This window comes from Halorhabdus rudnickae (assembly GCF_900880625.1).
Lineage (GTDB): Archaea > Halobacteriota > Halobacteria > Halobacteriales > Haloarculaceae > Halorhabdus > Halorhabdus rudnickae.
In genome coordinates this window covers 2120421-2138934 of the sequence record NZ_CAAHFB010000001.1, presented here as the reverse complement: position 1 = coordinate 2138934, position 18514 = coordinate 2120421, and the positions used below count along the sequence as shown (strand labels likewise).

Below are 18514 nucleotides of genomic sequence, written 5' to 3'. Positions count from 1 at the left end.
TGGGCAGTCGATTGCCCATCTGTTCGCGCGTCTACCCACCCATTCCCGAAAACACATCGAACTGGTAGTCGATCGCCCAGACCTTCCAGTCGCCATCCTCCATTCGAAGGTCGACCGTCGCCGTATACGATCCGCTCTGCTCAACCATCGGGATTTCGTAGGACAGGTCCGCAACGACGGTCGCCGTCTCGTCGCCGTCTCCGCCACCGCTTTCGAGGGTAAGTTCCTCGATCGAAGAGTTGATCGACGGGCCGCTCTCGTCGCTTTGGAGTTCCTCCTCACCGTACATCTGCATAGCCATATCGATCAACTCCTGAAAGTTCCCCTGCATCATCTCGTCGAACTGGTTTCGCTTCTCGGAGTGGGTCAGCTCCTTCGCCCGTTCGGTGTTCTCCTTGTTCAGTGCATGAAAGAAACACCGGACGGATCCCATTGGTCCGCTACAATCGGGGCCAAGCAGGACATTACTCGCCAGGACGCCACCGCCGCCGAGAGCCAGCGCCCCAACCCCACCGTACATCAACAGTTTGCGGCGGGTAAGCTCGGATCCCTGGCCCCCTCTGGGTGGGCGAGCAGTCCCGGACCCGTGAGGGGAGCCAGCCTCACCCTGGCGAGCGTTCTGGGCAGGCGGTTGTCGGCCCCCCTCGGCGGGCGTCTGGGCGGGACGGCCCTGTTGACTGGACTGGGACTGTCCCGCACCAGGCTGGCCGTGCGCTGGGGCCTGCTGTCCGCCAGGCTGTTCTCCTCCCAACGACGCCCCACACTGTCGACAGAACTGGTGCTGTTCCCCCACTGGCGCGCCACACGCCGGACACTCCACCATAGTGACAGACAGCTATCAAGGTAAGAGTAAAAAAGTGTGGGATTTGTCATGAGGGCGTTCGACGGAGACGAATCTTGGCCGTACCGTATCGCAACTCCGCCACGTGACACGTGTGGAGACGGGCATCCAGCGACATCCAGGCGAATCGATGTCGATTGGTTCAGCTGGTTGTGGGACGAACTACTCCGTCGCTGAATCAGACGATTTCGAGCACGACCAGTACGCCGAAGTCAGCAACGAGACGCGCGACGACAGCAACGAGGACAATGGGACCGACACCGGTAGCGGTGACCCGGCGATGGGGCTCTCGTACGGCGGCGAGTGGCTCCTGTTCGAGTCGAGGGCGACCGTCTTGGCCTGAGCGCCATCTGAGGGTGTTTGACGGGCCGCGCCGTCACACATTTCACTGCTTCCGCCGAATCGCCGGTATGCACATCGAATTCGACCGTGACACCTGCATCGGGATGTTCCAGTGCGTCGCCGAGTACAACGCCTTCGAACGCGACGAGGGAGCCGGCAAGGCCGTTCTCGACGGTGGGGAAGAGAGCGACGACGGCGTCATCACGCTGGAGGTCCCCGAAAGCGACGAACTCGACGCGAAGTTCGCCGCACGAACCTGTCCCGTCGACGCAATCGCCGTCTACGACGACGATGGCGAGCAACTGGTTCCGTGAAGAGACGTCCTTGCCCCCGAAGTCCGGTATACACCGTGTGAGGCCCGTCAAGTGCAGTATCGATAACCACTGGGCGGCCCCAATGTCCGCTCACGAGCAGTCTCTTCGCTACGCTCGGCTGCGAGAGGAACATAGCCCGCTTGCCGAGAGGTCGAACTATCAAACGTCGTTTCCCAAGCATTCGCGCTCGCAAGGCGAGTGCGTTTCACCGTCAGAGCAGAGCTCTGGCGAGCTCTCGTTCGCTAACGCTCCACGGGGCGCTTCGCTCACGAGAACACTGCGAGCGGGCCAACGGCCCGCGAGCAGATGTTTTTGGTCCAGCTTTTTGCAAGTCGAGCGGGACCGAAGGTCCCGCTGACCGTGCGAACGGACGCTCCGCGTCCGTGAGCAGATGGGGGTCGCTGTGCGACCTCCCGCAGTAAAAAGGTGGTATAGTGGGACCGCTCGGATTGTGAACCACGCCGAGACGTGCTCGCTATCGCTGCGCGCGACTCGTCTGATTCAAATCCTCGCTTTTCGGTTTGCGGGCGCTCGCGAGTATGCTCGCGCCACGCAAAATGGGACCGCTCGGATTTGAACCGAGGTCAACGGCACCCAAGGCCGCAAGGATACCAAGCTACCCCACGGTCCCGTATCACCCATTTACGACGACGCGAGGTAAAGCGTTTCGTTCCGGCCAGAAAGCACATGCCACCCCGAAGCGAAGTTGTCATATGGTAACACTTCTTGAAGTCGGGATACTGCTGGTCGTCCTTGGGGCCGTCCTCGGCGCTTACTGGATCATCAAGGCGGTCAAGCCCTTCATCTGGAACGCGATCGTCGGTCTCGTCGTGCTCGTACTGGTCGAGATGTTCCTCGGAGTGAGTGTAGCGATCACACCACTAGTGGTATTGATCGTCGCCGTCGGTGGCCTGCCAGGTGCGATCCTCGTGATCTTGCTGTCAGTACTGGATGTCGCGTTCGTCCCCGGGGCAATGGTCGTCCTGCTCTAAGGCGGGGTTGAGACTGATTTCGCTGGGCAGCAAGCAGAAACGAGACATCGAGAATCGCGTTCGTCGGTCAGTTCTCGGGCTCGTCGGGCGCCGAACTCACCGCGGTGGCTGCAAACACGTCGTCGTAATCGAGCCGGACCTCGCCTTCTACCGCCGGATCAGTGACGTCGAAGACCGTAAACGGAGGGGAATCTCCACGCTGGGACTCGGACGTGCCCCAGATCGGTTCGTCCGACCAGTCCCAGGCGCTGAACCGATAGGATACCGGCGCGTCGTCGGGATTCCAGACGACGAGCCGCTCGTTTCCGTCGTGATCGAGCAAGTCGACGCCGGCCCCGGTGATCGTCTCGGCGAGCGCCCGCAGCTGGGCAGTGGTAAGCGGTCGGACGTAGTCTGCCAGCCATTCGATGCCGTCGGGTTCGAAGTCCTCGAAGATAGACTCCTTCACAGTGACGTGGGTCTTGAAGGACCACAGGAGGTCCTCGATGTGCTCGCTCGTCCGATCCCGACGATCGACCAGCGACTCCTCGGCAGCTTCGACATCGACCGTCAACCCCGTCTCGATCGCGACGGGATCGAACGTGACCTCGAGTGTGGCCTCGTCGGTTCGGTAGTCCGTCTCATAGTCGACCGGGGCTTCGATGTCGACGCTCGCCGGTTCCGTGACTCCGCGGAACACGAGTTCGTACTCACGCTCGTCCGGGAGGGCCGAGAGATCACCGTCGGCTCCGTCGATCTCGAAGGTCAGCCGATCGCCGTCGAACGTCTGGACGAGTTCGGTGCTCGCGAAGGCACCGTCGCGGTGGGCCATCGTGGTCCCGTCGTCCTCGTAGAGTTCGAAGGTATTGTCCGCCCCCGGAAAGGCGACGATCCGCAGGCGCTCGGGGGTGTCGGCGTCGCCGCTCGCGTCGGCGTCCATCGGGACGATCGCGCCCGCCTTGGCGTAGACCGGGAGATCGTCGAGGTCGCCGTAGCGAGCGAGCCACCGTTCGCCCTCATGATACTCTCCGGTAAAGAAGTCGAACCACTCGCCCGCCGGGAGCCAGACCGAGCGACGTGCCAGGTTCGTCTCGTCGTCGCGCTCACTGAGGTGTGGCGCGGCGAGCAACTCACTGCCGAAGTAGTACTGGTGGACGGTCTCGTAGGCCGCTTGGGCGTCCGGGTGGTGGTAGTACATCGGCCGGACGAGGGGGACGCTCTCGGTGTGATCGCGCCACGCCATCGTGTAGAGATAGGGAATCAGTTCGTGACGTAGCGTCAGCGCGTCCTCGAGGGTTTCGGAGATCGCACCGTCGAATTCCCAGGGGCGCTTATCGACGAAGCGATGTTTCGTCGTGTGGATGCGGTTGATCGGCGAGAGCGAACCGAACTGGGTCCACCGGGCATAGAGTTCAGCGAACTCCCGGGAATCACCTTCCCCACCCATGTGCCCGCCGATGTCGTGACTCCACCAGCCGTAGGCGACGTTGGCCGAGGTGGCCGTCAGGTGGGGCTGGAAGCGGAGAGACTCCCAGCTAATGTAGGCGTCTCCGGAGAAACCGATCGGATAGCGGTGCCCGCCCAGGCCGGGCCACCGCGAGAAGATGAACGGACGCTTGTCCGTCCGCGTCCGGTCAAGCGAGTGCAGGTGGTTCAGTGCCCATAGCGGGTCCAGCCCGTCCATCTCCGGGGACTCCTCCCACTGCTGCCAGTCGAGCCACCAGAAGTCGATGCCCTCCTCGTCTTCCATCGGGTCGATCAGGTGGTCGAAGTACCCACGAAGGAATTCGGGATCGCTCGCGTCGAACTCGACCGGTTCCTCGCTGTCCGGATCGATCCCCATGAACGTCGCGAAGTCCTCGTACTGGGCCTCGTGAGGATGGACGCCCTCGGCTGGGTGGAGGTTAAGCGTCGTCCGGATATCGTTGTCGTGGAGCCACTCGACGAACCCGGCCGGATCGGGGAAGTACTCGTCGTTCCAGGTCCAGCCAGTCCAGCCGTCGTGGTAGTCGTTCTCGACGACGTGCCAGTCCATGTCGATCACGGCGACCGACAGCGGAATGTCTCGCTGTTGGAACTCCTCGACGACGCCGCGGAGTTCCGTCTGGGAATACTCCCAGTAGCGACTCCACCAGTTGCCAAGCGCCCACCGCGGGATCATCGGGACCTCGCCCGTGATCGACCGGAAGTCCGTCAGGCGAGCCTGGTAATCGGTGCCGTCGCCGAAGAAATACAGATCCTCGTATCCCTCGGGCGCGTCGCGGGGTTGTACCCAGCCGTCCTCGCCGAAGACCAGCCGGTCGGTGTCGTCGACGACGGCCCAGCCCTCTCGGGAGGCGAGTCCGTCCTCCAGGGGAGCAGCACCGTCGACCTGGTCGACCGTCCGCAACGCACCGCCGAGGTTGCCCTCGTTTTCGTCGCCGTACGTCCAGACGGTTCCGTCAGCGAGTTCGACCGACAGCGTCTCGCCGGTGAAGCCCTCCTCGGTTCCGTGGTCGTATTCGAGTTCCACTGTGTCGGTCTCGACGACGAGTCGATCCTCGTCTCGGGTGACCTCGAAGTCCGGAACCGGCTGGTCGCGATACCAGACCAACTGACTCGGTCGATCCTCGAAAGTTTCCGTCGGATCGTACTCCAGCCGGAGGACCCGAGGCGTCAGAACCGTGATACGGACGTTCGGTCCGTGGATTGTCGCGGCCTCGGAGGCAACCGGTTGGAAGTCGGGGACGTGTCTGTCTGCCAATCCGTCAGATCGATCGTTCGGTCTCTGAGTCATTGTGATGTAGTGTGTGGTGGTGTTTCGACGTGTCTCAACGCTCTGTCGAGAGCGTGATCGACTCAATCTCGTAGTCCTCGAGGAATGCACCAGGACCGCCGAGGCTGACCGAACCCCGGTCTGTCTCGATCACGATGCTGTTCTGGAGGGGGAACGAGCCGTTCCTTGGTTCGAGGAACTGCTGATTGACCTCCGTGACCGTCCCCGAGACGTGTTCGCCCTGATCAGTGTCGACCTCCGCGTGGAGCGTCAGGCCCTCGCGCTCGTGTAACGTGGCCTGGAACGTCGCATCCCGAAACCACTCGAACGTGCGAGGCAGTGGATCCGGGTCCGTCTCGTAGAGGACCTCCGAGGAGGGCCAGTACGTGCCGATGAAGACGCTGAATATGGATCCAGCGAGATTCTCCTCCGAAACGTCAACGACGTGTTCCTTGCCGTGTGGCCCGGTAACGACGGTCGAATCGCCGATCATCGCGTCGGTGTCGTCGGTCGTGTACAATACCGGGAGCTGTTCGTCCCAGTATCGGACGGCGTCGGCGAGGCCGGCAAACTCCTCGGGAACGGGATCAGTGGAGTCGACGAGCAACAGGAGGACGAATACGTCGCGTTCTTTGGCGGCCCGCAACTCGGATTTGAACTCGGCGAAGAGGTTTACGGGGATAGTGAGAGCGACCTCGTGTTCGGCGGTAGCGATCGCCTCACGGACGTGTTTGATCGCCGTTTCACGGGACCTGACGACCTGAATCTCCGGGGACTCGGTCGTCGTTTCGTTGTACGTCTCCTCGAGTTTGGGTTGGATCGATTCGAGCCGTTCAGAGAGGTTCTCGATCGCTTCGGCGGGCGGGAATGCCCGGATCGTGGTCGGAGAAGCGTGCTCGTTGACCTGGACCACCCCACGGTTCTCGAGTCGCTCGGCGATGTTGTAGACCGCCCGCTGGGTGACGTCCGCCTCTTCGGCGATCGTCCGGGTCGTCGTCGCATCCTGGGCAAGGATCGCGAGATACGTATCGATCTCCGTCTCGGAGAACCCGAAGACCGAAAGCTCATCTCGGATATCAGTCTCGTTCGATGATGACGATTGAACCATTGTATCACACTTGGAATGTAACAATGAATGGGTTTTCATTCCGTTCGGCCGGTGCCGTCAGGAACGCCCGTTCTGGATGATCTCCTCGAAGGGGTCCCAGTCGACGTAGATCATGATCGCCGAGCCGACGAGCACCACCGACAGCATACAAGCGGTGATGATCGTGATCACGAACGTCGCGGTGCCCGGCTCGATCGTCGGCACCGAGAAGGCCAGAAAGACCAACAGGACCACGCTGGCAACGAAGAACGCCCGGCGAATATCCGTCACGTGTCGATCACCCAGTGGGCCATTGTCTTGCCCGAGGATACGATGGACGTGTCGGAAGCGTCTCGCCGGCGGGGAAGCCGTCGGGACGAGTCGGGCTGAAAGATGCAATCGAGCGCTCTGTGGCCCGGCGTCCCCTGGAACATTTCAGTCGTCCACCTCGGCTGTCGCCGGCTCGGCCTCGGCGCTGGGTTCCTCGATGGGCAAGGGTTCACTGTCCCAGTAGTCGTGGTCTTCGTCGGTCCGGAAACAGGCCGCCGCTCTGGTGTCTCGCACGGACTCGTCGTTGTCGAGGGCAGGCTCTTCCCGTTTGCAGATCTCGCGTGCCTCCGGACACCGCGTGTGGAATCGACAGCCTTCTGGCGGATCGACCGGGTCGGGGATGTCGATCGACCGCACCGGCGGGTCCTCGATCTCTTGGGCACTCGGATCGAGATCGGCGGTCGCCCAGCGTAATACCTTCGTATAGGGATGTTGGGGATCGCCAAGTACCTCTTCGGGCGGACCGATCTCGACGATCTCTCCAAGGTACATGATCCCGATCCGGCCGTCGGCCTTCTCCGCAAGATACCGGGCGTTCGACAGCGTATGCGAGATAAACACGAAGGAAGTGTTGAACTCGGCCTGGAGTTCGAGCAGGAGGTCCATCGTCTCGACGCGCAGGGAGACATCCAGCGCCGAGACAGCCTCGTCGGCCAGGATGACGTCCGGGTTCATCAACAGCGCCCGGACGAGGGCGACCCGCTGTTGTTCTCCACCGGAGAGTTGGTGGGGGAACCGATGGGCGTAGTCCTGGGGGGGTTGCATCCCGACGCGGTCGAGCAACCCGAAGATCCGTGCGCGGCGGTCCTCGACCGACATGTCCGGTTCCCACTTTTTGAGTGGCGCTTCCAGACTCGTCAAGACCTTCTTGTTCGGGTTGAGTGCCGATCCCGGATCTTGGTGGATGATCTGTAACGTCCGCCTGATTTCGTCGTGGGGAATCTCGACATCGCCACGGCCGTCCTTGGCGTCCCAGACGTCCTGCCCGCGGTAGGAGACCGAGCCGTGGGTCGGTCGCTGGACGCCGATGACAGTCTTACCAAGCGTCGTCTTCCCACAGCCACTCTCACCGACCAGCGCGATGACGTCGTTCTCGCGGATATCCAGAGTGACGTCGTCGACTGCACGTACCGGCTGGGACTCGCCGAACATCGAACTGATCAGCCCCTCGTTCTGTTCGAAGTGGACTGAGACGTCGTCTAGGGACATGACGACGTCGTCGTCCTCGTCCATCGTCCAACCGTCGGCCGGAGTGTCCTCTTGTTCAGCCAACTCGGCCAGCCCCGTCTCCGTCACGTCGAACGGGACGGTATCGGCGGCCTCGTCGTAGTGGAAGCACGCCGATCGCTGGTCGTCGGCGACATCGTACCACGGCGGATCCTGGGTGTGGCACTCTTCGGTCGCCAGCGGACACCGCGGCGCGTAGTGACAGCCATCCGGGACGTGGGCCGGATTCGGCGCCGTCCCGCCGATTGGTTTCATCGTCTCTAGTGGCGCGTCCAGGTTCGGGACCGCCTTCAGCAACGCTCGGGTATAGGGGTGTCTGGACTGCCGGACAACCTGCTCGCTAGGGCCAACCTCGGCGAGTTCGAACGCATACAGAATCGCCAGCCGGTCGGCCACGCCCGCGACCAGCGGAAGGTCGTGCGTGATGAACAGCAGGGTGAGATCGTATTTCTCCTTGAGGTCTTCGAGGAGACTCAGGATCGATCGCTGCATCAGGAGGTCCAGCGCCCCAGTCGGCTCGTCCATGAGCAGGACCTTCGGTTCGAGGACCAGCGACAGCGCGATCAGTGCCCGCTGGCTCATCCCGCCGCTCAATTCGTGGGCGTACGATTGGAGGACGCGGTCGGGTTCGAGGTAAAGGTCCGAAAGGAGCTGCCGGGCCCGTTCCATCCCTTCCTCGACATCGTAATCGTGGGCTTTCAGGGTCTCCTCGAAGTGCCCACCGATCGTCAGCGTCGGATTGAACGACGACAGCGCGCCCTGGAACACCATCGAGATCTCTTCCCAGCGCAGCGAACGCAGTTCCTCGTCGTCCAACTCCAGGACGTGGACCGGGTCAGCGTCCGGTTCCGGATAGTAGCGAATCTCGCCGGTGGTGATCCCGGGCTGCTGGACGGCGTTCATCATGCTGTTTGCGAGCATCGACTTGCCCGAGCCGGACTCGCCGACGACGCCCAGTACCTCCTCCCGGCGAAGGTCGACGTCTACGTCGTCGAGCACCATCGCGTCTTGGTTTTCGAGGTCGTACGTGACGCTGACGTTACGCGCTTCGATGATCGGATCGTTCGATTCGCCGGCCATCGCAGTTTGCTCTTCGATCATGACATGCCAACTCCCTGATCCTGTTGTCCAATCCCAAGCGCGTCCGATGACGAGGAACCGCCACCGGGATCGCCGTCGCCGTCGTCACCATCGCCCTCGATCGTCTCGGCGTGTCGCGCCCGAACGCGGGGGTTGAAGATGCGATCGGCGCCCTGGGCGAGTAGCGTCAGTCCCAGTGCGAGTCCGATGACGGTGAACATCGGGACCAACAGCCAGTGGATGGCGAGCAGCGAGGAGGTCGCCCCGGCACGGTGGACGGCGGCGTCCATCATGACGCCCCAGTTCGTGCTGGTGTAGGGCAACACCCCCAGGAAGTACAGCCCGACCGAGCCGAAGATCACGGCCCGGGCCTGCTGGACGAAGTTCATCGTGATGTACGGCATCAGGTTTGGAACGATATCCCCGAGGACGATCTTCGGCGTGGAGATCCCCATGATCCGGGAGGCCTCGACGTACTCGGACTCCCGCAGAGTCAACACCTGCGAACGGATCGCCCGCGCCAGGCCGGCCCAGGCGTTGATGGTGATGAGGATCCCGATGACGATAGGATGGCCCTCGATCTGCAGGACCGACGCCAGCACGATCGTCAGCGGGAGCCCCGGGATCGTCATCGCCATGTCGTTGATCGTCATCGCGATACTGTCGAAGCGGCCACCCTTGTAGCCGCTCACGGTGCCGATCGCTGTGCCGAGGATGACCGAGAAGACGGCACCCGAAGAGAGCATCAACAGCATTGCCGGCGTCGCGTGGACCGTCTGTGAGAGCAGGTCCACGCCCGAGGCGGTCGTCCCGAGCGGGTGCTCGAGTATCCGGAACGCACCCAGGAGCCGCGGCCCCTGGTTCTGGGTCGGTTCGGCGACGACGTGCGGACCGACGATCCCCATCAGCAGGTAGAAGGTAACGACGATCAGACCCGTACGCGCTCGCCAGTCGCTCCAGACGATACGGGCCGGGGCGAAGAGCTTCTCGTCGAGCCACTGCCGGCGCCGTTCGCCCTTACTCATCGTGAACCCGGCCGTCTGCTCAAACTCCGATACCGGCGCGCCGCCGTCAGTCGCGGCCCGTCTACGACGGTCGTGGCCAGTGATCGGCGACCGATCCGGGGCGTCGGCCGGAAGCGTCGCGTCGCCGCCGACGGCGTCGACGAGCGGGTCGTCGGCCGCCCCGTCCGAGCGTGGGCTCCCGGAAGTTGCAGTCGGTTCGTCGTCAGTAGGACTCACGCGAACCACCTCCTCTGGCCCGCGGGTCGATCCAGCCGTAGGTCAGGTCGGCGACGGTGATGCCGATGACCATCGCCACGGTGATGAGGATGAACGCGCCCATCATCAGCGGGTAATCCCGGGAGTTGATCGACTGGATCATGTAGAAACCGACCCCGGGGTAGGCGAAGATGTTCTCGATGATGATTGCACCGCCGAAGGCGGTCCCGATGGCGATCATCAGGCCGGTGTACATCGGCAGAATAGCGTTGCGGGCGACGTAGCGGATCGCGATCCGGCGGGTCGTGAGTCCCCGGAGCCGGGCCACACGGAGGAAGTCCTCCCCGAGGATCCGGATGGAGTTGCCCCGCATGTTCAGTGCCCACCCACCGAAGGCGACGATCGCCATCGAAAGGATCGGCAGGGCACCGTGATGGAGTACACTCAGGATGAACGGGAGATTGAACCCCACGGTGAGCTCCGAAGCGTAGCGCCCGCCGGTCGGGAACAGTTCCAGCTGGTAGCCCAGGAACGTCAGTCCCAGCAAGGCGACGACGTAGTTGGGCGTCGAGTTCAGAAACAGGCCGACGCCGGTCGCACCGACATCGAACCGCGACCCTTCCGTATACGCCATGAAGGCGCCCAGCGAGATCCCGACAATAAACCCCAAGAACAGCGCTGTTCCCGTCAGGAAGATGGTCCACGGGACGGCCGGACCGATGATGCTGGCAACGGGGTCGCCGAACCAGACCGAGCGGCCGAAGTCGCCCTGGAGCAGCCCCGTCATATAATCGATGTACTGGACGTGTATCGGTTTGTCCGCGGTGATCCCCGTCTGGGCCTCGATCCGCATGTTGATGGCCTCCTGGGAGAGGTCGCTGCCGCCCTGTTCGATGATCTTGGCGCGCAGGTAGTCCATTGGTCCCCCGGGCAGGAGTCTGATCAAGGCGAAACTGAACGACACCACGACGAAGACCGTAAGGACGGATTGGCCGAGGCGTTTGAGTACGTAATTCATGGTAATCGGATGACGAAATCGGTGGAAGGTGTTGGTGGTGGTCGAAATGTATCGTGGTTTTGCACGTGGTGACTGGTGGTCGAGCACTGAGCGACCACAGGGGACGCCGGGTGGTGGACCATGGCAGCCGAACTGTGGGCGTCCGCCGTCAGTGGTCGCCGGTCGCGATCACTCCTCAGGCGTCGCCAGCTCCGAGATCAGGTCGACGGGGGTGACCGTCTCGCTATCGCGTACCTGATCGTGCAGGATCGGGGCCTCGTACTCGGTCGGGACGTTCCAGTAGTCCGTCGCGTCGCCGCTGTTGTAGATCCAGTCGAAGTGGAAGTACGGGTGAGCGTGGTCGTAGGAGGCCCAGCCCTGCAGGGCGAGTTTGAAGTCGCCCTCGATGTAGTCACCGCCCCAGTAGGTCGCCGAGTCCTGCATGACGGGTTCGGACTCGATCCCGAAGTCCTCGAGGTGGCTGACGATCGTCTCGACGCCGGTAACCCAGTCGGAGAAGCCGGCAGGTCCCTTGATCGGAAGTTCAAGCGGTTCCCCGTCCTTCTGCCAGGTGCCACCTTGCTTCTCGTAACCGGCGTCTTCGAGGAGGGCAGCGGCCTCGTCGGTCTGCTTTTCGGCACGGCCGTAGGTGTCGAACTCGTCGACGACGCCCTCGAGCCAGTGGCCTTCGACCTGTCCGGTGAACTCGCCGGTCAGACCGCTGGGATAGGTGACGCCGATCTTCGACCCGGTGCCTGCACCGGAGTTCTTCGCCGCTGCCTCGCGGTTGATGACGTGAGCGATCGCCTTCCGGACGCGCGGATCGTCGACCGGTTCCCGCTCGTGGTTGAAGACGATGCCCATCCCCCAGTGGCGGGAAACTAGCGCGGTCTGCATGTAATCGGGTAGCCGACGGGTCTGGTTCTCCGGCATGAACAGCGTCGCCGAACCGTCGGTCTCGCCGTTGATAAGCGACTGCCACCGTCCGGAGTTGTTGGGCTTGTAGAGGTACTCTATCTCCGGGATATCGATACGATCGGCGTCCGGATGGTCCTCAAACTTCGTGACGAGCGTCCGCTGACTGTCTGCGTCTTCCCACTGCCAGGGACCGTTGCCGATGGGTTCCTCGTCGGTGAAGTCAGTGAGATCACCCAGCGCCTGCGAACGCTCCTCCTCGGTTTCAGCGTCGTCCAGCGACTGAACGAACTCGCCGTAGGTACCTTCGTAGGCACGGAGCTGGACGGGCGCGAGCAACGAGAGGATGATGTCCTCGTTGACCGGGTTCGCCAGTTCGATCTCGGCCGTTCGATCGCCGGTTCCCCGGATCCGGTCGGGTATCGCGTTCATGTCGCCGTCCGGGACGACGTACGGGCCGAGCCCACCAGCTCCGCCGCTGTTGTACAGATCCAGCTTGATGTGGTCAGCGACTTCCTGACCGGTGACCGGATCGCCGTTGTGCCAGGTCTGGCCCTCACGGACAGTCAACGTGACGGTCGTTCCGTCGATTTCCCAGTCATCAATGAGGTAGGGGTGATACTCCCGCGTCGCGAGGTTGTACCGCATGAAGCGATCGAACATCGCACGGCGAGCCTCGCCGTCGTTGGTCCCGTTCCAGACGTTATACTGGGAGTCCGAGGGGACGGCCCACTGGGCGAACGTTAGGCGTTGTTCGTCAGACCCCTCTTTGGGATTCCAATCGCCCTGGCGTGGGAGCCAGCTGGTTGGCCAGTAGACCTGCATCTTGTCACTGCCGGCCGACGGCACGTTCCAGCTGTCGGTCGCCTGGAACGACTGAGCCAGTTTCTCCATGATCGGCAACACCGGCAGCGTCTGGTTGGTGACGTACGCCAACTCCTGGATCGTCGCCCGCGAGACACTCTCAATCTGCTCGGGCGTTTCCGTCGCCGTGCCCGCGTCGCTGTCTCCCGTGCCGTCGTCGCCAGAATCGCCGGCTGACGCGTCCGTCTCCGTCGGTGCTTTCCCGCCACAGCCGGCAAGTGTGGCCGCAACCCCCGCCACGCCGAGGCCCTGGACGAACCGTCGGCGCGAGAGTGGTGATTCGTGTGAACGTTTGTCTTTGGGACCGGGCATTGTCGTGGACAATAAATCACACCAAAATAAAAGTTTTGGTAGAATCGCTTCTTCAAAAATTTAGTTAGAATTCCTTCTTCAAGACTTAGACAGAATTAAGTGATCCGTTCGCAATGGTCTATCCATGAGACACAATCGATCCGGACAATCACGGGACGGAAAACAGCCCGACGATGAGGATCGTCCATGGTGGAAAGAGGCAGCCATCTACCAGATCTATCCCAAAAGTTTCAACGACACTGACGGCGACGGCGTCGGCGACATCCCCGGCATCCGACAGAAAGTCGACTATCTCGACGACCTGGGGATCGACGCCGTCTGGCTTTCTCCCGTCTATCAATCCCCACAGGCCGACAACGGCTACGACATCAGCGACTATCGCGCCATCGACGACCAGTACGGCGATCTCGCCGACTTCGAGGAACTCCTCGCTGAACTCCACGACCGCGACATCCGCCTGCTGATGGACCTCGTCGTCAACCATACTTCCGACGAGCACGAGTGGTTCCAGCGGTCTCGTCGCGGCGAGGAACCCTACGACGACTATTACTACTGGCGCGAGGGCGATCCCGACCAGCCCCCGAACAACTGGGATTCCTTTTTCGGTGGCTCAGCCTGGTCCTACGACGACGAACGCCAAGCCTGGTACCTCCATCTCTTCGACGAGAAACAGCCCGACCTCAACTGGCGCAATCCCGCCGTCCGCGAGGACGTCTACGAGATGATGCGCTGGTGGCTCGATCGCGGCATCGACGGTTTCCGGATGGATGTCATCAACCTCATCTCAAAGACAGAGGGTCTCCCGGACGGCGATTCGCACGGAGGTTTGGTCGGGGCCGAACATTTCATGAACGGTCCGCGGGTTCACGAGTACCTCTCAGAAATGATCGAAGAGACTATCGACACCGTCGACCGCGAGATCATGACCGTCGGCGAGACGCCAGGCGTCTCAGTCGAAGACGCTCGCCAGTACGTCGGCGCGGACGGCGACGGTCTCTCGATGGTGTTCCAGTTCGAGCACGTCAACCTGGGCGATGGCGACAGCAAGTGGGACGCCGGCGAATTCGACCTCGTGGCGTTCAAGGAGGTCTTCGATCGCTGGCAGACCGGACTCGCGGCCGACGGCTGGAACAGCGTCTATCTCTCGAATCACGATCAACCCCGGTCGGTCTCGGAGTTCGGTAACGACGGCGAGTACCGACGGAAGTCCGCCAAGCTCCTGGGGACGTTCACGCACACGCTCGGTGGGACACCCTACGTCTACCAGGGTGAAGAACTCGGCATGACGAACGCGAACTTCGAGTCGGTCGAGGAGTTACGAGACGTCGAGGCGATCAACTTTGTCGAGGAAGCCTTGGCAAGCGGGGAGGCCGACGAGTACGACGACGTGCGCGAGGCGGTCGAGGCGATCGCACGGGACAACGCCCGGACGCCGATGCAGTGGACCGACGGCACCAACGCCGGCTTCACCGACGGCGACCCCTGGCTCAAAGTCAACGAAAACCACACTGAAATCAACGTCGCGAACGAACGCGACGAACCGGATACAGTCTGGCAGTATTATCGAGAGCTGATCGACCTCAGACACGAAACCGACGTTCTCGTCTACGGCGACTTCACGTTGCACTATCCCGACCACGAGTCGGTGTTCGCTTACACCCGGACGCTCGATGACGAGCGGGCGCTGATCGTCCTGAACTGGGCGGACGAGCCCACCACGATCGAGGTTCCCCACGACGTCTCGACTGACGACCTCGAACTCGTCCTCACAAACGACACCGTGACGGCTGACCCGGACGGAGAGTTCGAACTCTCGCCTTGGGAAGCACGCGTCTACCTCACTGGGAATCGATGAGTTCCGGGAACACACCGGACACGTACGTCCGAACGGCCGACGATCCCAACGACGAGGACTGGTGGAAAGAGGCGGTCATCTACCAGATATATCCCAAAAGCTTCAACGATACTGACGGCGACGGCGTCGGCGACATCCCCGGCATCCGACAGAAAGTCGACTATCTCGATGACCTGGGGATCGACGCCGTCTGGCTTTCTCCCGTCTATCAATCCCCACAGGCCGACAACGGCTACGACATCAGCGACTACCGCGCCATCGATGACCAGTACGGCGATCTTGAGGACTTCGAGGAACTCCTCGCTGAACTCCACGACCGTGACATCCGCCTGCTGATGGACCTCGTCGTCAACCATACTTCCGACGAACACGAGTGGTTCCAGCGGTCCCGTCGCGGCGAGGAACCCTACGACGACTATTACTACTGGCGCGAGGGCGATCCCGACCAGCCCCCGAACAACTGGGATTCCATTTTCGGTGGCTCGGCCTGGTCCTACGACGACGAACGCCAAGCCTGGTATCTCCACCTCTTCGACGAGAAACAGCCCGACCTCAACTGGCGCAATCCCGCCGTCCGCGAAGACGTCTACGAGATGGTGCGCTGGTGGCTCGATCGCGGCATCGACGGTTTCCGCCTCGACGCCGTCAACCTCCTTTCGAAGGCCGAAGGCCTGCCGGACGGCGACCCGACCGACAGGATCACCGGCCAGGAACACTTCTTCAACGGCCCGGAGATCCACACGTATCTCGGCGAACTCCACGACCGGACCGTCGAGCGCTACGACGCGGTGACCGTCGCCGAGATGGGCGGGATCACCCACGAGGACGCCCTGGAGTACTGTGGCGAGGACGGCGATGGCGTCGACATGGTCTTTCAGTTCCTCTGGGACGGACTGGGTGGCGACGACGATCCCGAATGGGAGCCGATGGACTGGACGCTTCCCGAACTGGCCTCGATCGTCACGGACTGGCAGACCGGTCTCGCCGGCGAGGCCTGGGTCGCCCCGGTACTGGAGAACCACGACCAGCCTCGGAGCGTCTCGTGGTGGGGCAGCGAGGAGTACCGCCGAGCGTCGGCCACGATGCTCGGCACCTTCCTGCTGACGATGCGGGGCACCCCATTCGTCTATCAGGGAGAGGAACTCGGTATGACGAACGTCGAGTTCGACAGTCTCGACGAACTCGGCGACCCGTCGACGAAACAGCGCGTCGAAAACGCGATCGCCGACGGCGACATCGGGGGGTTCGAGGACGCCCGGACGGTGATCAACCTGGAGAGTCGCGACCACGGCCGGACGCCGATGCAGTGGACCGACGGCACCAACGCCGGCTTCACCGACGGCGACCCCTGGCTCAAAGTCAACGAAGACTACACTGAAATCAACGTCGACCGACAGCGTGACGATCCCGCCTCGACGCTGACCTACTACCGGGAACTGATCGACCTCAGACACGAGAACGACGTCCTCGTCTACGGCGACTTCGCGTTGCACTATCCCGACCACGAGTCGGTGTTGGCCTACACCCGGACGCTCGGTGACGACCGAGCGTTGATCGTCCTCAACTGGGCGGACGATCCGACGACGGTCGCCGCCCCGGACGGCGTTGCCATCGACGACTTCGAACTCGCGCTGGCCAACCACAGGACAGCCCCGGCGACCCCAGGCGAACGATTGGCACTCGATCCCTGGGAAGCACGCGTTTATCTCGCGTGATCTCGGTGCGTCTCGAGACGGGAACGAATTAGGGACCGCCGTACGTACTGCAACTGAGAACCCCCTCGCGAAGTGATCCTACCATGACCGAGAACTTACAAGAGAAAATCGAGACGCTATGGACCGACGTCTACGGGACTGAATATCCGGAGAAGCGAGCGGAACTGTTCGACTTGCTCGAACAGCGCAGCGAGGAAGTCGAGTACGTCCCCGAAGAGACCGACTGGTATCAGACCGGCGTCGTCTACTCGCTGTACGTCGATCTGTTCGCAGATGACTTCGACGGACTCGTCGAGAAACTCGACTATCTCGAGGAACTTGGCGTCACGGTCGTCTGGCTGTTGCCCGTCTTGGAGTCGCCGATGGTCGATCAGGGCTTCGACGTCTCGGACTTCACGCGCGTCCGAGAGGAACTCGGCGGCAACGAGGCGTTCCTGGAGTTCCTCGATGCGGCCCACGAGAGGGGTATCAAGGTCGTCTTCGACGTACCAATCAATCACTCCTCGGACCAGCACCGCTGGTTCCAGAACGCGCGACAGGACGAATCGGCCGAGTACCGCGACTACTACATCTGGAACGACGACACCGAGAAATACGAGGAGACTCGTCTGCTGTTGAAAGGGGTCTCAGACTCAAACTGGACCTACAGCGAGCCCACCGACGACTACTACTTCCAGCGGTTTTACGACGTCCAGCCCGACCTCAACTACAAGAATCCGGATGTCCTGATCGACATGATCCGGATCCTCACCCGCTGGAAGGTCGACGGTGTGGATGGTTTCCGGATGGACGCCGCACCCTTCCTCTGGAAGCGCGAGGGGACCAACTGCGAGAACTTGCCCGAGACTCACGCCATCCTGAAGCTCTTCCGGGCGGCCTTCGATTTCGTCGCGGACGGAACCGTCATGATCGCGGAGGCCAACCTCGAACCGGCGGACGTCGTCGACTACTTCGGCGACGGCGATGAGTGCCACGTCGCGTACAACTTCCCGCTGATGCCGACGTTCTTTCTGGCGCTCGCCGAGAACGACCCCACGTACGTCACCGACGAACTGGCGAGTCTGGAAACGCTCGATGTCCCCGCGAGCGCCCAGTGGTTCACGTTCCTGCGCGTCCACGACGAGTTGACCCTGGAGTTTGTCGATTCGGACGAGCGCCGACTGCTCAACGACGCCTACTTAGAGGACGACCAGTGGTCGTTCCGCGAAGGAGAAGGCATCTCCGGGCGGCTGTACAACCTCCTCGGGGAGGATCCAGGGCGTGTCCTGCTGGCGTACTCGATGCTGTTCTCGGTCGAGGGGACGCCGATCGTTTACTACGGCGACGAAGTCGGCATGGAGAACGACGAGGCCTTCCACGCCGAGATGAACGAGGAACTCGGCTACGACGACAGTCGCTACCTCCATCGGGGCCCCTTCGACGAGGCACGGAAGCGTGAAGCGAGAACGGACCCAGATAGCGACGCAGGCGTCATCTGGAACGGCCTCGGCGAGATGATCGAGACGCGGACGGCCAATCCCGACCTGTTCACGGAGACACCGACATACCGCGCCGAGAACGACGTTTTCGTCTCGGTCCGGGAGACTGACGGCCGGCGGCTGACGATTTACAACAACGTCTCGCCGGACCCTCGAACAGTCGACGGTATCGAACTCGACGGCTTCGATTACGAGTGGGTGGTCGAATGAC

General features: G+C 62.3%; 14 protein-coding genes and 1 tRNA gene. 6 read left to right on the top strand and 9 right to left on the bottom strand.

What is annotated here, in order from left to right; all coding sequences use genetic code 11:
• Positions 1-31: 31 nt before the first annotated feature.
• Positions 32-823, bottom strand: coding sequence for a zinc ribbon domain-containing protein (locus tag BN2694_RS10685; protein ID WP_135665045.1), 792 nt, complete (start codon positions 821-823; stop codon positions 32-34).
• A 103-nt stretch (positions 824-926) separates the two neighbouring features.
• On the opposite strand from BN2694_RS10685, the gene BN2694_RS10680 reads away from it, so the two are divergent.
• Together BN2694_RS10680 and BN2694_RS10675 are read left to right on the top strand one after the other, a co-directional pair.
• Entirely contained in the window at positions 927-1184 is a 258-nt protein-coding gene (locus tag BN2694_RS10680; RefSeq protein WP_135665041.1) for a hypothetical protein, read from the top strand.
• A 67-nt stretch (positions 1185-1251) separates the two neighbouring features.
• Positions 1252-1497: a ferredoxin gene (locus tag BN2694_RS10675; RefSeq protein ID WP_135665038.1), complete on the top strand. Its 246-nt coding sequence runs from the start codon at positions 1252-1254 to the stop codon at positions 1495-1497.
• A 558-nt stretch (positions 1498-2055) separates the two neighbouring features.
• Here the strand turns inward: BN2694_RS10675 and BN2694_RS10670 are convergent.
• Positions 2056-2128, bottom strand: a tRNA-Pro gene (locus BN2694_RS10670).
• A gap of 82 nt (positions 2129-2210) precedes the next feature.
• On the opposite strand from BN2694_RS10670, the gene BN2694_RS10665 reads away from it, so the two are divergent.
• Positions 2211-2489, top strand: coding sequence for a pro-sigmaK processing inhibitor BofA family protein (locus BN2694_RS10665; RefSeq protein WP_135665035.1), 279 nt, complete (start codon positions 2211-2213; stop codon positions 2487-2489).
• Positions 2490-2556: 67 nt separating this feature from the next.
• Here the strand turns inward: BN2694_RS10665 and BN2694_RS10660 are convergent, their stop codons facing one another.
• From BN2694_RS10660 to BN2694_RS10630, 7 genes are all read right to left on the bottom strand, one after another.
• Entirely contained in the window at positions 2557-5244 is a 2688-nt protein-coding gene (locus tag BN2694_RS10660) for a glycoside hydrolase family 31 protein (RefSeq protein ID WP_135665032.1), read from the bottom strand.
• Positions 5245-5278: 34 nt separating this feature from the next.
• A complete protein-coding gene (locus BN2694_RS10655; protein WP_135665029.1) occupies positions 5279-6331 on the bottom strand; it encodes a TrmB family transcriptional regulator in 1053 nt (350 codons plus the stop codon).
• Between the two features lie 57 nt (positions 6332-6388).
• Positions 6389-6601: a hypothetical protein gene (locus tag BN2694_RS10650; RefSeq protein WP_135665026.1), complete on the bottom strand. Its 213-nt coding sequence runs from the start codon at positions 6599-6601 to the stop codon at positions 6389-6391.
• 144 nt (positions 6602-6745) lie between these two features.
• The gene (locus BN2694_RS10645) at positions 6746-8968 is read right to left on the bottom strand and encodes an ABC transporter ATP-binding protein (RefSeq protein WP_210408941.1); all 2223 of its coding nucleotides are present in this window, start codon (positions 8966-8968) and stop codon (positions 6746-6748) included.
• Positions 8965-10188, bottom strand: coding sequence for an ABC transporter permease (locus BN2694_RS10640; protein WP_244605401.1), 1224 nt, complete (start codon positions 10186-10188; stop codon positions 8965-8967). The genes BN2694_RS10645 and BN2694_RS10640 overlap by 4 nt, the downstream gene beginning before the upstream one ends.
• Positions 10175-11185: an ABC transporter permease gene (locus BN2694_RS10635; protein WP_135665023.1), complete on the bottom strand. Its 1011-nt coding sequence runs from the start codon at positions 11183-11185 to the stop codon at positions 10175-10177. Before BN2694_RS10635 ends, BN2694_RS10640 begins: the two co-directional genes overlap by 14 nt.
• 168 nt (positions 11186-11353) lie before the next feature.
• Positions 11354-13255: an ABC transporter substrate-binding protein gene (locus BN2694_RS10630; protein ID WP_135665019.1), complete on the bottom strand. Its 1902-nt coding sequence runs from the start codon at positions 13253-13255 to the stop codon at positions 11354-11356.
• A gap of 124 nt (positions 13256-13379) precedes the next feature.
• Between BN2694_RS10630 and BN2694_RS10625 the strand changes: the two genes are divergently transcribed.
• The 3 genes from BN2694_RS10625 (at position 13380) to BN2694_RS10615 (ending at position 18513) form a co-directional block, all read left to right on the top strand.
• Positions 13380-15110, top strand: coding sequence for a glycoside hydrolase family 13 protein (locus BN2694_RS10625; protein ID WP_135665016.1), 1731 nt, complete (start codon positions 13380-13382; stop codon positions 15108-15110).
• Positions 15107-16825 (top strand): glycoside hydrolase family 13 protein, encoded by a 1719-nt coding sequence (locus tag BN2694_RS10620; RefSeq protein ID WP_135665013.1) that lies wholly within the window; start codon positions 15107-15109, stop codon positions 16823-16825. Before BN2694_RS10625 ends, BN2694_RS10620 begins: the two co-directional genes overlap by 4 nt.
• An 83-nt stretch (positions 16826-16908) precedes the next feature.
• On the top strand, positions 16909-18513 hold the full coding sequence (locus BN2694_RS10615; protein ID WP_135665010.1) for an alpha-amylase family glycosyl hydrolase: 1605 nt from the start codon (positions 16909-16911) through the stop codon (positions 18511-18513).
• Position 18514 lies beyond the last annotated feature (1 nt).

What these genes read in the sequence shown, in the direction of transcription:
- BN2694_RS10685 (WP_135665045.1), bottom strand. Translation starts at nt 823, where the DNA reads ATGGTGGAGTGTCCGGCGTGTGGCGCGCCAGTGGGGGAACAGCACCAG.
- BN2694_RS10675 (WP_135665038.1), top strand. Translation starts at nt 1,252, where the DNA reads ATGCACATCGAATTCGACCGTGACACCTGCATCGGGATGTTCCAGTGC.
- BN2694_RS10665 (WP_135665035.1), top strand. Translation starts at nt 2,211, where the DNA reads ATGGTAACACTTCTTGAAGTCGGGATACTGCTGGTCGTCCTTGGGGCC.
- BN2694_RS10660 (WP_135665032.1), bottom strand. Translation starts at nt 5,244, where the DNA reads ATGACTCAGAGACCGAACGATCGATCTGACGGATTGGCAGACAGACAC.
- BN2694_RS10655 (WP_135665029.1), bottom strand. Translation starts at nt 6,331, where the DNA reads ATGGTTCAATCGTCATCATCGAACGAGACTGATATCCGAGATGAGCTT.
- BN2694_RS10645 (WP_210408941.1), bottom strand. Translation starts at nt 8,968, where the DNA reads ATGATCGAAGAGCAAACTGCGATGGCCGGCGAATCGAACGATCCGATC.
- BN2694_RS10635 (WP_135665023.1), bottom strand. Translation starts at nt 11,185, where the DNA reads ATGAATTACGTACTCAAACGCCTCGGCCAATCCGTCCTTACGGTCTTC.
- BN2694_RS10630 (WP_135665019.1), bottom strand. Translation starts at nt 13,255, where the DNA reads ATGCCCGGTCCCAAAGACAAACGTTCACACGAATCACCACTCTCGCGC.
- BN2694_RS10625 (WP_135665016.1), top strand. Translation starts at nt 13,380, where the DNA reads ATGAGACACAATCGATCCGGACAATCACGGGACGGAAAACAGCCCGAC.
- BN2694_RS10620 (WP_135665013.1), top strand. Translation starts at nt 15,107, where the DNA reads ATGAGTTCCGGGAACACACCGGACACGTACGTCCGAACGGCCGACGAT.
- BN2694_RS10615 (WP_135665010.1), top strand. Translation starts at nt 16,909, where the DNA reads ATGACCGAGAACTTACAAGAGAAAATCGAGACGCTATGGACCGACGTC.